Source organism: Falsiroseomonas stagni DSM 19981 (assembly GCF_900114315.1).
Taxonomy (GTDB): domain Bacteria; phylum Pseudomonadota; class Alphaproteobacteria; order Acetobacterales; family Acetobacteraceae; genus Falsiroseomonas; species Falsiroseomonas stagni.
On sequence record NZ_FOSQ01000001.1, the window covers coordinates 474,202 to 487,231 of the forward strand.

Here is a 13,030-nt window from a genome sequence, read left to right on the forward strand (position 1 = left end):
GGTCGAGCGCGCCTGACGGCGTGGTGTTGGTCGAGCGCGCCTGACGGCGTGGTGTTGGTCGAGCGCGCCTGACGGCGCGACGTGCGTCGGGCGCGTCTGATCCGCTGATCGCCTGACCGGGGCAGGGGCCGCGTCCGGCAGGGCGCGGCCCCTTTCATTGCGTGGTGTTTCGCGGCCCCTGGACGCCTGCCCGCCGCGGAACCGATGCTGGGTCGGAAACATCCGGGACGGAATCGGGCACCATGGCGCAGTTTCTCATCCGGCCGTTGTCAGGCGGCCCGCTGGTGCAGTCCGGCACCGCCGGTGGCGACACCTTCCTCGTGCGCGATCCCACCAACCTGCTTGCCGCCGGCCTGGCGCAGGATGCGGGCGCCGGGTTCGACACGCTCCGCCTGCGCGTCGCGGGCGACGTCACGCTCGGCGACAGCGCCTTCCAGGGCCTGGCGGGATTCGATCGCCTGATGGTGCATACCGCCGGCACCGCCACCGTCACCTTCGGCCCTGCGGCGGTGGCCGCCTTCACGGTCGCCCCCCTCATCACCATCGCCTCCGGCGCCGGCCGCCTGGTGGTGGAGGCTTCGAGCGCCGCCGGCCCGCTGCGCATGGTCGGCCGCGGCGGGAATGACGTCCTGCATGGCGGCATCGGCAATGACCTCATCAATGGCGGCGCCGGCGACGACACGGTCTCGGGCGGCGGCGGCCGGGACCGGCTGACGGGCGGCACGGGCGACGATGTCTTCGCCATCGGGCCGGAGGCCGGCACGACCCTGGTGTATGATTTCGGCCGGGGCGCGGACCGGCTGGACCTCAGCGCCTTCGGCATCATGGACTATGCGGGCGCCATGGCCAGCGCGCGCCAGGCCGGCAGCCAGGTGCGCTTCGACCTGGCCGGTGGCGTGACGGTGACGCTGCGGCAGACCACGCTCGCCAGCCTGGATGCGGCCGACTTCCTCTACGCCGCGGCGGCCGTGCCGGTGACGATCACGGAGGATCGCAGCCAGGCGGGGGCCGACGCCACGGCGCCGGGCGGCGCGGGCGACTCCCTCTCCCTCCTTCTCTACGGCGCGGCGGACCTCGTCACCGGCGGCACGGCGGCGGACAGCGTGCAGCGCAGCGGCACCGTCGCCGGCGGGGATGGCGCGGCCGGGGGCGCGGGCCAGGGCGGCGCGGCGGGCCAGGATTCGCTGGTCCCCGGCGCACCACGCGACACCCGCACCACCGCCGACGGCGTCGATGGCGCGACCGGCCAGGCGGGTGGCGCGGGCGGGGAGGCGACGGCGACGGCGGATGATGCCGGCGCGCGGCTGGGCGTGGCGGGGATGGCGCAGGACCAGGCCTCCCTCACCATCGTCGCCGAGGGTGGCGACGGCGGCAGCGGCGGTGCCGGTGGCGCGGGCGGCGCCTCGGCGTTCGAGGAGGATGTGGACATCCTCGGCGCCGGCGGCGCGGTGGTGGATGGCGTGGCCCATGCGGCGGGGCAGGGTGGCGCGGGCGGGGCCGGCGGCGCGGGCGGCGCGGGGGGCCGGGCGACGGCGCTGCTGACGGATTATGCGGGTGACCATACTGCGGCGATGCAGCAGGCGCTGACGGTGCGGGCGCTGGGCGGCGATGGCGGGGCGGGCGGTACCGGCGGGGCGGGAGGCGATGGCGCCTTCGACGCCGATCTCGCCGGTGCGCCGGATGGCGGCGAGGGTGGCGCCGGCGGCGCGGGCGGCCGCGGCGGGGATGCCACGGCGCGGCTGCTGGGCGTGAAGGGCGGTGGCGCGCCGGATGTGGACTGGACCCTCGTCGCCCATGCCGTCGGCGGCGCCGGGGGCGCGGGCGGGGCGGGCGGCGCTGCCGGCACCAACCGCAGCAGCGTCACGCAGCAGCCGGCGGCGGGCAGCGCCACGACCGCCATCGAGGAAGGGCGCGACATCGGTGGCGATGGCGGTGCCGGCGGCGCGGGCGGCGATGCGCGGGCGGAGATCACCGGCGCCACCATCGCCACGCCCGATGTGGTGGAGACCCTGGTCCGGCTGGAAGGCTCGGCCACCGGCGGGGCGGGTGGCGCGGGCGGCGCCGGCAGCACGGATATCGGCGCGGATGGCGTCGTTGTTGCCGGGGACACGACCACCACCACCCATCCCGGCGTCGCCGGGCAGGACGGTGCGGCCGGCGCGCGCGGCGCGGCCACCATCATCATCCGGGACAATACCGTCCTGACCGGCGATGGCCGGGACATCGTGCAGGTCGCCACCTTCTTCGACGGCGCGACCCACACGCTGGAGTTCGACGGCAACCGCTTCGAGGGCGGTGCCGATCATGACAGCCTCGACCTCTCCGCCGTCTATGGCGGCTTCGGCGCCACCGTGGATGTGGCGGCGGGCACGCTCTCCCTCGGCGGTGTCGGCACCAACGTCATCCGGGGATTCGAGGATTTCGTCGGCACGGAAAGCGCGGATCGCTTCATCGATGGCGCGACGGCACAGGTCTATTTCGGCGGCAGCGGGGCGGATGTCTTCGTCTTCGCCCCCGGCCACGGCCAGGACAGCATCAAGGACTTCACGCAGGGGGAGGACCTGATCGACCTGACGGCCTTCGGCTATGCGGATTTCGCTGCCGTGCAGGCGCTGATGGGCAGTTCACCGCCGGGCTATCCCTACCCCTATGTGGTGGTGACCACCTCCGGGGGGACGGGACTCAGCCTGAGCTTCGCGGTCGATACCGTGCTGACGGCGGCCGACTTCATCCTGTAGCCGGTCCGGTCCGGCGGCCCGTTTCCGCCGGCAGCCTGGGCCGCGCGCGGTCCCGGCCGCGCGGCGTCACATGTTCAGCAGCGCGTCGATGTCGTCCTGGCCCAGGTCGCCGCCGCTGGGCTTTTCCACCGTGCGGATGGCGGTCGCGACCTGGACCGACGGCCTCGTGGTCTCGGACTTGGCGCCGTCCGGCACCATCGTCTCCAGCATGTTCTCGACCTGCTGCAGATGCTGGATGGCGCGGCGGATCCGCTGGCCGGTCACGTCCTGGAAGCTGCAGGCTTCGAAGATCGAATTCACGCGTGCCGCGATGGCGGCGACCGCGGTGGCGTCCTGCCCGCCGCCCGCGACCCAGTCCTGGATCGCCTCGGCCGCTTCCATGATCGTATTGGCGGCGGCTTCCGTCGCCTGCACCACGGCTTCCAGTTCCAGCCCGCTGTTGCGCGTGGCGGCCGCCGGCACGGCGATCAGCTGCGAGATCTGTTCCTGGATGCGGGCGAGTTCGCTGCTCATGCGCGACTCGCCCATGTCGGCGATCTCCACGCTGGCATGCAACTCCGCCGACAATTCAGCGATGCGCCGGTCCACGAAGCTGTGGAGAGCCGAGAGCGCGGGATCGAGCTCCGCCCGCAGGGCCGCGCGGATGGCGGCTTCCGAGGTCTCGGTGCCCGGGTCGATCGTCATGGACATGCAGCATCATCCCCGTCGCGCCGGTCCTCATCAGCGGTGGCGCGGTATGACAGGGATGACATGCTGGAATGAACAACCCGTTGCCGGGCGCCAATTCCGGTGATCTTCGCAACCTGCACGCGAATCGTCCCGTCGCCATCAGGCAGCGGCCGGCATCATCACCCGGCGGCGGCGGAACGCGACCGCGCCCGCGGGCATGGCGGAGAAGAGGTCCTTCTCCGCCTCCACGATCGCGACGCCGGCGATGCGCGGGCAGATGGCGCGTCCCACCCGCTCCATCGCCGGTGCGGTGGCGCGCAGCAGGCGCAGCCCGTAGGGCGGCAGGAACAGCGCGGCGTCCCGCGCCTCCACCCGGAACAGGTGGCGGCCCAGCAGCCGCGTCAGCTGCCCGCTGGAGTAGGGCTGGCCATGGCCGAAGGGCGTGCGTTCCAGCTGCGCCCAGAGGCCGAGCCGGTTCGGCACCACGATGATCAGCCGCCCGTCGTCGCGCAGCACCCGCCAGGCTTCCCGCAGCAGGCGCCGGGCATTCTCCGCCGCCTCCAGCCCATGCACCAGCAGGATGCGGTCGATGCTCGCATCGGCGAAGGGCAGGGCCTCCTCCTCCGCGACCAGCGTGGCGGAGGGGCGGGCGGCACCCGGCCAGGCACCGGGCAGGTTGGGCGGCCAGGCGGCGGGCGGGTGGCCATGCGCGACATGCGCGGTGGTCAGCGCCAGGCAGGCCCGCGCCTCCGCCTGCCAGAGGCCGAGATAGGGCGCGGCGTGGCCGATGCCGAGCACGGTCATGCCGGGCAGCGATGGCCACAGCGACGCCAGGCGCGCACGCACCAGCCGCGCCGCCGCTTCGCCACCGGCGGAGGCGTAGAACGCCTCCAGGGCATGGACCTCGATCGTCATGCCGGGGATATAGGGGATGAAGCCCCCGGTTTGGACGGGGGCACAGGACCGGGAGCCGGATTGCCATGTCGGTCAAGGTTGAGGCGGTCCCCTGCCTCGAGGACAACTACCTCTGGCTGCTCAAGGATGGGCCCACGGGCGCCATCGGAATCTGCGACCCCGGGGAGGCCGGGCCGGCGATCGCGGCGGTGGAAGCCGCCGGCGGCACGCTGGATGCCATCTTCCTCACCCACCATCACGGCGACCACATCAACGGGGTCGAGGAACTGCGCGCGCGCTTCCCCGCGGCGAAGGTCATCGGCGGCGCGCCGGATGTGCACCGCCTGCCGAAGCTGGATCAGGCGGTGGGCGAGGGCGATGAGGTGGTCTTCGGCGCCGCCCGCGCGACGGTGATGCACCTGCCGGGCCACACCACCGGCCACATCGCCTTCCACTTCGCCGCCGACCATTTCCTTCTGTGCGGGGACATCGTCTTCGCGCTGGGCTGCGGTCGCCCGCTGGAAGCCGGGGGGATGGAGGCGCTGTACAAATCCTTCAAGCGTCTCGCGAAACTGCCGCCGAACACGCGCTTCTGCTGCGGCCATGAATACACCGAAACCAATGCCCGCTTCGCCTTGACGATCGAGCCGGAGAACAAGGCGCTGCGGGCGGAGGCCGAGGCCGCCGCGGCGCTGCGCGCCGCCGGGCGCCCCACCGTGCCCACGACGCTGGCCCAGGAACTCTCCGGAAACCCCTATTTCCGCGCCCGCGACCTGGCGGAGTTCACCGCAAGGCGGGAAGCCAAGAACCACTTCCGGTGAGGAACACGCCATGAAGCTGCACTACGCGCCCGCCAGCCCCTTCGTCCGCAAGGTGCTGGCCTGCGCCATCCTGCGCGGCATCGACGGGCGGATCGAGACGGTGGCGACGGACCCCCACGCCTCTCCCGCCCACCTGCTCCGCGACAACCCCCTCTCGAAGATCCCGGCCCTGGTGCTGGAGGATGGGCGGGCCGTCTATGACAGCCCGGTGATCTGCGAATACCTGGACACGCTGGGCGATGCGCCCGCGCTGTTCCCGCCCACCGGCAGCCCGGCGCGTCTGGCGGTGCAGATCCGCCACGCCCTTGCGGATGGCATCATGGATGCCGCCGTGGCGCGGCGCGGGCAATCCGCCCACCCGCGGGATGACGCCCGCGCGGCGTTCCTCGCGCGGCAGAAGGCGGTGGTGGAACGCGGCCTGGCGGCGCTGGAAGCCGAACCGCCGGCCGGGCTTGGCGATGTCGGCGCCGTCGCCGCCGCCTGCGCGCTCGGCTACCTCGATTTCCGCTTCGGGCATGAGCCCTGGCGGGAGGCGCATCCCAGGCTCGCCGCCTGGTTTGCGGAGGTCTCCGCCCACCCCGCCATGGCGCGGACGGCACCGCCGGCGGCATGAGCACCAGCCTCGCCTGGGACGAACGATACGCCGGCGGCGGCTTCCAGTTCGGGGAGGCGCCGAACTTCTACCTGGAAAGCCTCGCCCCCCGGCTGCGGCCGGGGATGCGGGCGCTGGCGCTGGGCGATGGGGAGGGGCGGAACGGCGCCTGGCTGGCGGCGCAGGGGCTGGCCGTGACGTCGCTGGACTGGTCGCCGGTGGGATCGGCCAAGGCGGCCGCGCTGGCGGCAAGGCGGGGCGTGGCGATGGAATGCGTCACCACCGATGCCAGCGCCTGGGACTACCCCGAGGCCGGCTTCGATTTGGTGGCCTGGATCTACCTGCACCTGCCGCCCGCGGACCGCGCCGCGGCGGCGGCTGGTGTGGTGCGGGCGCTCGCCCCCGGCGGGATGCTGGCGCTGGAATGCTTCACCCCCGCCCAGCAGGGCCGCCGCAGCGGCGGGCCGAAGATGGCGGACCTGCTCTGGTCCCGCGCGATCGTCGAGGATCTGTTCGGCGGGCTGGAGGTGCTGGAACTGCTGGAAGGCACCGTCCGGCTGGATGAGGGCCCGCGCCACCAGGGCCCCGCGGAAGTGGTGCGCGCGCTGCTGCGGAAGCCCGGCTGACGCCCGGCTTCCCGGACAGTGTCGTGAAGAGTTAGCGCCCCCCGGCGGTTAACAGAGTTGTTGCGCTGGCGGCCTCCATTGTCCCTGCACGGATGAGCCGTGCCGCCCGGAATAGCCGGGTGGAACCGGGAACGGACAGGAGGTTGCGGTGGCGAAGCAGGAAGCGGTGGGCGTGTGCGGGACGCTCTGTGAACCGGTGGCCGTGGGCATGGGCGCCGAGGGTTTCAGCATCGACCTGGTCACGGGCGCGGGCGAACGCCTGATGCTGCGGATGGATGAGGCCGCGGCGGGCCAACTGGCGGCGATGGTCAGCGCCTGCCTGGCGAAGCCGGCGCGCGGCAAGCGGGCCTTGGCGGCCTGATCCGGGCTACCGGGCCCTCGCGGCGACGAAGCCTCCCCCCGCCACCATGAGGGTGGCGAGCAGGACGCGGAATGACAGCGTCCCCTCCCCCGCCAGGATGAGCAGGACGGTCGAGGCGACCGGGACGGCATAGGCCAGCGTGCCCAGCAGGCGCGGATCGCCGCGCTTCATGCCGACATCCCACAGGAAGAAGGCCGCGCCCACCGGGCCGAGGCCGAGCAGCAGCACGGCGATCCATTGCCGTGTGTCGGGCACCACCGTGGTCTCGAACGCCAGATGCGCCAGGAGGGCGCAGGCGGCGGTCGCCAGGCAGAAGCCGGCCACCGCTTCCGTCGGCACGCCGGCCAGGGGCCTGGTGCCCGCGGTGACGGAATAGACCGCCCAGGTGATGGCGCAGCCGAGGGCGGCGAGGAAGCCGGGCAGCGCCTCCGGCGGGAAGCTGGCGCCGGTGCCGACCAGGATGGCGCAGCCCGCGAAGCCGAGGCCCACGCCCGTGAGCCGCGCGGGGCCGAGCGTGAGCCCGCGCAGCGGCGCGGAAAGCAGCACGATCAGCAGCGGCCAGAGATAGTTGATGAGGTTCGCCTCCACCGCCGGCGCCAGCGCCAGGGCGATGAAGTAGAGCGCGTGGTAGCCGAACAGCCCGCCGACGCCATGCAGCCAGGCCAGCGGGGGCTGCCGCAGCGCCGCCAGCCGGCCCGTGGCCGCGACGACGGCAAGCCCCACCACGCCGCCGACGGCGAAGCCCATGGCCGTGATCTGCAGCGGCGGGATGCCCGCCGCCATGCGGGAGAGCAAAGCGAGGAAGGCCCAGAGCGCGAGCGCGCCGCAGCCGGCGATGGTGGCGGGGGACATGCGCCGCTTCTACGCCGCGCGTCGCGCCGCGCGAACCGGGGGGTGGCGCGCCGCGTTGGCGTCTGCATGAAGGGCACCCCGCGCAGCGTGATGATGAGTGCCGCGAGCCGCGCCGCCGGCTGGTGGTTGGGCCATGCGACGAAGGCGATGACGCAGGGCCAGAAGGCCTGGATCGCGGCGGTGGCGCGCGCCGCGGTGCCGGATGCGCCGAAGCGGAAGCCCCGGCGGAAGACGTAGCGCCCTCAGTCGAATTGCGGGTCCACCGGCACGCGCAGCGCCTCCGCCAGGCGGTTCGTCTCCGCCGCCATGCCGACGACGGCCAGCAGCTCGCCGTACTGCGCCTCCGTCATCCCCTTGGCGCGCGCGGCCGCGGTGTGGCTGGCGGTGCAATAGGCGCAGCCGCTGGTCATGGAGACGGCGAGGTAGAGCATCTCCTTCACCACCGGGTCGATCGCGCCCGGCGCCATCACGGCGCGCAGGCTGTCCCAGGTGCGGCGCAGCAGCGGCGGATCGACAGCCAGCGCCTTCCAGAAATTATTGACGTCCTCGATGCCCCGCGCGGCCTTGATCTCATCGAAGACCGCCTGCGCCTCCGGCGCGGCCTCCCCGTATTCCAGCAGCCTAGGCATGGGGCAGGGCCGCGTAGGGCAGGGCACGGAAGCTGGTGGCATGGAGGGCGATGTCGCGCCAGACATCGCCGGTGACGTAGGGATCGGGCGCCATCCAGGCGCGTGCGGTGTCGTGGCTGGTGTGGCGGGTCACGGCGATGGAGCCGCGCATCGTGGTGCCATCGGCGGCCAGGATCGCGCCGCCGAACAGCAGCGTGCCGTCGGCTGCCATGGGGCGAACCCGGTCGAAATGGCCCTGGCGATGCGCCATCCGGCGGTCCAGCGCGCCGGCATCGGTGCCGTCCCAGGCGATGATGACGGTGTGGGTGCGGCCCTGCGGCGGACCATCCGGCCAGCCCTGGTAGGGCAGGGGCGCGATGCGGAAGGGGTGCGTTTCGACGCGCTGCCAGACCCCGCGGCGGGCGAAGGGCTCGGCGGCCAGATAGGCATCGCGGGCGGCGTCGTCGCCGGCGATCATCATCAGGGAACCGAGGCTGCGCCCGGCCTCGTCATGCAGGGGCAGGCCGAGCAGCAGGCGGCCCGCCGCGGCCTCCGCCGTGATGAAGGCCACATGATCGTCCCGCGCCGCGGCGCGGCGGGCGGGGGCGTCGGAATCCGTGCCGTCGAAGGCCAGGATGGCATGGGTCATCGCTGGTCTCCGTCAGAAGGGGAACCGCCTGCGCGGCTCCCCCCTGCGCGACTCAGAGCCTGTGAAAGAATCGAGCTTGAGCATTAATGTCCGTTGAAATCATTGGTCTTTTTCCTCGGATTCCGGCGCTTTCGGGCATTAATTCACAAGCTCTCAATACATGTGCTGGCCGCCGTTGATGGACAGCGTGGAGCCGGTGATGAAGTCGGCCTCGTCCGCCGTCAGGAAGGCGACGCCGCGCGCGATGTCCTGCGCGGTGCCGAGGCGCCCGCGCGGGATGCGCGCGATGATCTTCTCCAGCACGTCGGCGGGGACGGCGCGCACCATCTCCGTGTCCACATAGCCGGGCGCTACCGCGTTCACCGTGACCTGGTTGCGCGCGCCTTCCTGGGCCAGCGCCTTGGTGAAGCCGTGGATGCCGGACTTGGCGGCGGCGTAGTTCACCTGGCCGAGCTGCCCGGCCTGGCCGTTGACGGAGCCGATATTGACGATGCGGCCGAACTTCCGGCTGCTCATCCCGTCCCACACGGCCTTGCACATGTTGTAGCAGCTGCCGAGGTTCGTATCGATGACGTCGTCCCACATCTGGCGCGTCAGCTTGCGCATCATCGCGTCGCGCGTGATGCCGGCGTTGTTCACCAGGACCTCGACGGGACCGACCTCGGCCTCGATCTTCTGCACGGCGGCGACGCAGGCGTCGTAGTCGCCGACATCGAACTTGTAGCAGGGGATGCCGGTGCGCTCGGTGAAGGCCTGTGCGGCCGCGTCGTTGCCGGCGTAGGAGGCGACGACCTTGCGGCCGGCGGCCTGCAGCGCCTCGCTGATCGCGGCGCCAATGCCACGCTGCCCACCCGTCACCAATGCTACACGTGCCATGCGGCTCTCCCACCCTGTTGTCGCGGCGCCTGCGGCGCCATCGGCTTCCCTGCATGCCGCCCGGCCGGGGCCCGGCGGCACGCCCCCATCCTCGCGCGCCGGGCGGCGGAGAGCAAACAGGCATCGCGATCCGCCCGCGCAATCCGGTTTGATTCACATCAAGGCGCCCCCGGCGGCATGGCCCTAGCATCCCTCCTGTCCCGAGGCGCCTCGACGTGCCGCACGGACGTTCCTGGACGTTTCCTCCCTGAACTGAGCCCCGGCGGGTGACCGTCGGGGATTTTTTGCGGCCGGGTCGCCGGGATGTGGCATGAACGCCTCCCCAGCGCCGAGCCACCCTTGCCGCCCCCCATCGCCATCCTGGCCTTCGACCGGCCGCACTACCTGAAGCCGGTCCTGGAATCACTGCTCGCCCAGCGCGGTGCCTCCCTCCGGCAGCACCGGGTGTTCCTGTTCCAGGATGGGGCGCGCAACCGCTACAGCGGCGCCTGGCGCGGCGACCCCGCCGCCATCGCCGAAAGCACCGCCCTGTTCCGCGCCCTGGTGCCCTGGGGGGAGGTCGTGCCGGCCGGGGACAATATCGGCGTTGCGGAGAACGTGCTGCGCGCGGAGCGCGTGGTCTTCGAGGACCTGGCCGAGCCCATCGCCTGGTTCTTCGAGGACGATCTCCTCCTGCATCCCGACTACCTGCGCAACCTGGCGCATCTGTCCGCCATGGCGCTGGCGGAGGAGGCGATCGGCTATGTGAGTTGCGTGGGCGACCATGTGGCCCCCCTGGCGGTGCAGCGCGCCCGCCAAGCCGATTTGGTGCCCATGGCGATGAACTGGGCCTTCGGGCTGACGCGCCGGCACTGGCAGGCGATGCAGCCCCTGCTGGAGCCCTTCCATGCCGCGGTGCTGGGGCAGGACTACGCGGCCAGGTCCACGGCGGCGATCATCGGCGCCTGCCAGGCGGCGGGACTGCCCGTGCATTCCTCCTCCCAGGACAATGCCAGGCGGGTCGCCACCTGCGTGCTGGGGCGCAATGCCCTCAACAGCGTCGTGGTCCTGGGGCGCTACATCGGGGAGGCCGGGCTGCACATGACACCCGCGATGTTCCGGGAGCGTCGCTATGGCGCGGCGCGCTGGCTGAAGCGCGTGGAGCCGGCATTCGTCTGCCCGGACCCGGCTGCGCTGGCGGCGATGCGGGCGGCGGTGATGGCCAAGCAGGTGGAGCGGGCCGCCGCCGCCGCCGCGCGGCTCTTCCCTGCCGCCAGCGCCATCCCGGCGCCCCCGGCGCGGCTGTAGCGGCGCGCGGGTGCGCAACCCTTGGTGGAAAATGGAGCAAAGCGATTTGGCCTTCACGTAGACGTGATCGGTATGCAATACGCTTGGCATCGGCCGCGCTTGGGCCCCCCAGGACCAACACCATGCAGACCCCGCTGCCTGCCCCCTCCGATGGCGACAAGACCGATCAGGCTGCCATCATGTTGATGCTGGCCTATGTCGAGGCGGAATGCCGACGCCTGGGCGCCGATGCCGCGGCGCGATACGCGGCCATGGCGGCGTCGCTGCTGCCTGGCCGGGGCGCTCCCCCGGGGTCGACCCTGCACTGACGGGGCGTCCCGGCCCCGCCGGCGCGGGGATTTGTCAGCCCCGCCGCAGCAGGAACAGCGCCTGTTCGCCGAACAGGTTCGCCAGCCAGGGCGAGCGTTTCCAGGGCGAACTCAGGCCCTTGTCGTCCACGGCCAGCCACTTCTCCACGACATAGCCTTCCATCGCGCAGAGGGCGAAGAAGTCCCGGATGGTGCAGGGGTGGATGTTCGGCGTCTCGTACCAGGGATGGTTCCAGGTCTCGGTATCCGGCATCCGGCCTTCCAGCAGCAGCTTCACCCGCAGCTGCCAATGGCCGAAATTGGGGAAGGAGACGATGGCCCGCGCGCCGATGCGCAGCATCTGGTGCAGCACCTCCTTCGGCCGCTCCACCGCCTGCAGGGTGCGGGAGAGCACCACATAGTCGAAGGCGCCATCGGGGTAGAAGGCGAGGTCGGCATCGGCGTCACCGTGGATCACGGGCAGGCCGGCCGCGACCGCTTCCGTCGCCTCCGCCATGTCGATCTCGATGCCCCGGGCGTCGGCGCCCTTCAGGCGCGTGAGGTGTTCGATCAGCGCACCATCGCCGCAGCCGATGTCCAGCACTCGGGCGCCGGGCTGGATCATCTCCGCGATCAGGCGGAGGTCGAGGCGCATGTTCTTGGCGACGAAGCGCACCTCGGCGGCGTCGGGCACGGGCATTCCCATCCGTTGCAGGCGTCCCGCGCGGTCTAGCTTTCCCGCGCGGGCACGTCCAGCAGCGGGGTCAGGACGTCGCTTCCTGCCAGGACAGGCGGCGGGCCATGAAGTTCCGGTAGACCTGTTCCCCGGCCACGATGGGCGCGAATTCCTCGCTGGCCGGTGCCTCTCCAACCAGCGTCATCGGGTCGATGCGGGTGTGGTAGGACGGGTGGACGAAGAGCGGGATCGAATAGCGTTCGCGCCCCGACCGGTTGACCACCTGGTGCAGCGCCGCCTGGTAGCGGCCATTGGTCCAGCGGCGCAGCAGCTTGCCGGCATTCACCACCATCGCCTCCCGGTTCGGCACCACCGGCAGCCAGTCGCCGGACGGGCCCTGCACCGCGAGCCCGCCATTCATGTCCTGCACCAGCATGGTGATCAGGCCTTCATCGGCATGGGCGCGGACGCCGATATCGGTTCGGTCGGCGATGGCTTCCGCCGGCGGATAGTGGACCACGCGCATGTTGGAATAGCTCTCGCGCGCGGCATCCGCGAAGAAATCCTCCGCCACGCCGAGGTGGATGGCCACCGCGGTCAGCACCTGCTGGCCGGCGTCATACATGGCGCGGTAGCAGGCCTGCACGCGTTCGCGGAAGCCGGGCATGTCGGGCCAGGGCGTCTCCGCATGGAAGGGCAGGTCGCGCAGCGCCGGGTCCTCGGGCCGCGTGAAATGGCCGATGCTGAAGGCCTCGTGCCCGCCCGGCTTCTGGCCGGGCAGCGCGGAGTCGAACATCGGCACATAGCCGCGGTTGTTCCGGCGATCCTGGACCTGGCGCTTCCAGTCCTCTGGCCGGTCGAAGAAGGCCTCGGCCGCCGCGAAGGCGCCCTGGAGCGCCTCCTGCGGCACGCCATGGCCGACCAGCTGGACGAAGCCGTAGCGTTCGAAGGCCTGGCCGATGGCCTTGGCGACATGCGCGCGATCGGCGCCGGAGCCGTGCAGGAAGGGCTCGAAATCCAGGATCGGGATGGTGTCGTTCATCGTGGGGTTCCTCGGCTGGCCTGGCGTCAGAGCCTGTGAAAGAATCGAGCTT

At 72.0% G+C, this 13,030-nt stretch carries 16 protein-coding genes; 8 read left to right on the top strand and 8 right to left on the bottom strand.

The window, feature by feature from the left end:
* Window positions 1-242: 242 nt before the first annotated feature.
* Window positions 243-2,738, top strand: a complete 2,496-nt coding sequence (locus tag BM041_RS31730) for a calcium-binding protein (protein ID WP_092954870.1) — start codon at window positions 243-245, stop codon at window positions 2,736-2,738.
* Window positions 2,739-2,804: 66 nt separating this feature from the next.
* Here BM041_RS31730 and BM041_RS02265 read toward each other — a convergent pair whose 3' ends face one another.
* Window positions 2,805-3,428 (bottom strand): protein phosphatase CheZ, encoded by a 624-nt coding sequence (locus BM041_RS02265; protein WP_245761893.1) that lies wholly within the window; start codon window positions 3,426-3,428, stop codon window positions 2,805-2,807.
* 138 nt (window positions 3,429-3,566) lie between these two features.
* Window positions 3,567-4,322 carry a class I SAM-dependent methyltransferase gene (locus BM041_RS02270; protein ID WP_092954873.1) on the bottom strand — a complete coding sequence of 252 codons (756 nt, stop codon included), beginning with the start codon at window positions 4,320-4,322 and terminating at the stop codon, window positions 3,567-3,569.
* A 65-nt stretch (window positions 4,323-4,387) separates the two neighbouring features.
* On the opposite strand from BM041_RS02270, the gene gloB reads away from it, so the two are divergent.
* From gloB to BM041_RS02290, 4 genes are all read left to right on the top strand, one after another.
* Window positions 4,388-5,122: a hydroxyacylglutathione hydrolase gene (gene gloB / locus BM041_RS02275; protein ID WP_092954876.1), complete on the top strand. Its 735-nt coding sequence runs from the start codon at window positions 4,388-4,390 to the stop codon at window positions 5,120-5,122.
* A gap of 10 nt (window positions 5,123-5,132) precedes the next feature.
* Window positions 5,133-5,735 carry a glutathione S-transferase N-terminal domain-containing protein gene (locus BM041_RS02280; protein ID WP_092954879.1) on the top strand — a complete coding sequence of 201 codons (603 nt, stop codon included), beginning with the start codon at window positions 5,133-5,135 and terminating at the stop codon, window positions 5,733-5,735.
* Window positions 5,732-6,340 carry a methyltransferase domain-containing protein gene (locus BM041_RS02285; RefSeq protein ID WP_092954882.1) on the top strand — a complete coding sequence of 203 codons (609 nt, stop codon included), beginning with the start codon at window positions 5,732-5,734 and terminating at the stop codon, window positions 6,338-6,340. The genes BM041_RS02280 and BM041_RS02285 overlap by 4 nt, the downstream gene beginning before the upstream one ends.
* Before the next feature lie 148 nt (window positions 6,341-6,488).
* Window positions 6,489-6,701, top strand: a complete 213-nt coding sequence (locus tag BM041_RS02290) for a hypothetical protein (protein WP_092954885.1) — start codon at window positions 6,489-6,491, stop codon at window positions 6,699-6,701.
* A gap of 6 nt (window positions 6,702-6,707) precedes the next feature.
* Here the strand turns inward: BM041_RS02290 and yddG are convergent, their stop codons facing one another.
* The gene (yddG, locus tag BM041_RS02295; RefSeq protein WP_092954888.1) at window positions 6,708-7,553 is read right to left on the bottom strand and encodes an aromatic amino acid exporter YddG; all 846 of its coding nucleotides are present in this window, start codon (window positions 7,551-7,553) and stop codon (window positions 6,708-6,710) included.
* Between the two features lie 66 nt (window positions 7,554-7,619).
* Between yddG and BM041_RS30375 the strand changes: the two genes are divergently transcribed.
* The gene (locus tag BM041_RS30375; protein ID WP_175533674.1) at window positions 7,620-7,790 is read left to right on the top strand and encodes a hypothetical protein; all 171 of its coding nucleotides are present in this window, start codon (window positions 7,620-7,622) and stop codon (window positions 7,788-7,790) included.
* 5 nt (window positions 7,791-7,795) lie between these two features.
* On the opposite strand, the gene BM041_RS02305 is transcribed toward BM041_RS30375, so the two are convergent.
* The 3 genes from BM041_RS02305 to phbB form a co-directional block, all read right to left on the bottom strand.
* Entirely contained in the window at window positions 7,796-8,182 is a 387-nt protein-coding gene (locus tag BM041_RS02305; protein WP_092954894.1) for a carboxymuconolactone decarboxylase family protein, read from the bottom strand.
* Complete coding sequence (locus BM041_RS02310) at window positions 8,175-8,810, bottom strand: YciI family protein (RefSeq protein ID WP_092954897.1); 636 nt, start codon at window positions 8,808-8,810, stop codon at window positions 8,175-8,177. The genes BM041_RS02305 and BM041_RS02310 overlap by 8 nt, the downstream gene beginning before the upstream one ends.
* Window positions 8,811-8,963: 153 nt before the next feature.
* Window positions 8,964-9,686 (bottom strand): acetoacetyl-CoA reductase, encoded by a 723-nt coding sequence (gene phbB / locus BM041_RS02315; protein ID WP_092954900.1) that lies wholly within the window; start codon window positions 9,684-9,686, stop codon window positions 8,964-8,966.
* A 339-nt stretch (window positions 9,687-10,025) separates the two neighbouring features.
* Here phbB and BM041_RS02320 point away from each other — a divergent pair, with 339 nt between their 5' ends.
* The gene (locus BM041_RS02320; protein ID WP_139225934.1) at window positions 10,026-10,973 is read left to right on the top strand and encodes a glycosyltransferase family 2 protein; all 948 of its coding nucleotides are present in this window, start codon (window positions 10,026-10,028) and stop codon (window positions 10,971-10,973) included.
* Window positions 10,974-11,095: 122 nt separating this feature from the next.
* Window positions 11,096-11,281 carry a hypothetical protein gene (locus tag BM041_RS02325; RefSeq protein WP_092954906.1) on the top strand — a complete coding sequence of 62 codons (186 nt, stop codon included), beginning with the start codon at window positions 11,096-11,098 and terminating at the stop codon, window positions 11,279-11,281.
* 34 nt (window positions 11,282-11,315) lie between these two features.
* Here BM041_RS02325 and metW read toward each other — a convergent pair whose 3' ends face one another.
* Together metW and BM041_RS02335 are read right to left on the bottom strand one after the other, a co-directional pair.
* Complete coding sequence (gene metW / locus BM041_RS02330; protein WP_092957366.1) at window positions 11,316-11,915, bottom strand: methionine biosynthesis protein MetW; 600 nt, start codon at window positions 11,913-11,915, stop codon at window positions 11,316-11,318.
* Window positions 11,916-12,024: 109 nt separating this feature from the next.
* On the bottom strand, window positions 12,025-12,978 hold the full coding sequence (locus tag BM041_RS02335) for an isopenicillin N synthase family dioxygenase (protein ID WP_092954909.1): 954 nt from the start codon (window positions 12,976-12,978) through the stop codon (window positions 12,025-12,027).
* Between the last annotated feature and the right edge of the window lie 52 nt (window positions 12,979-13,030).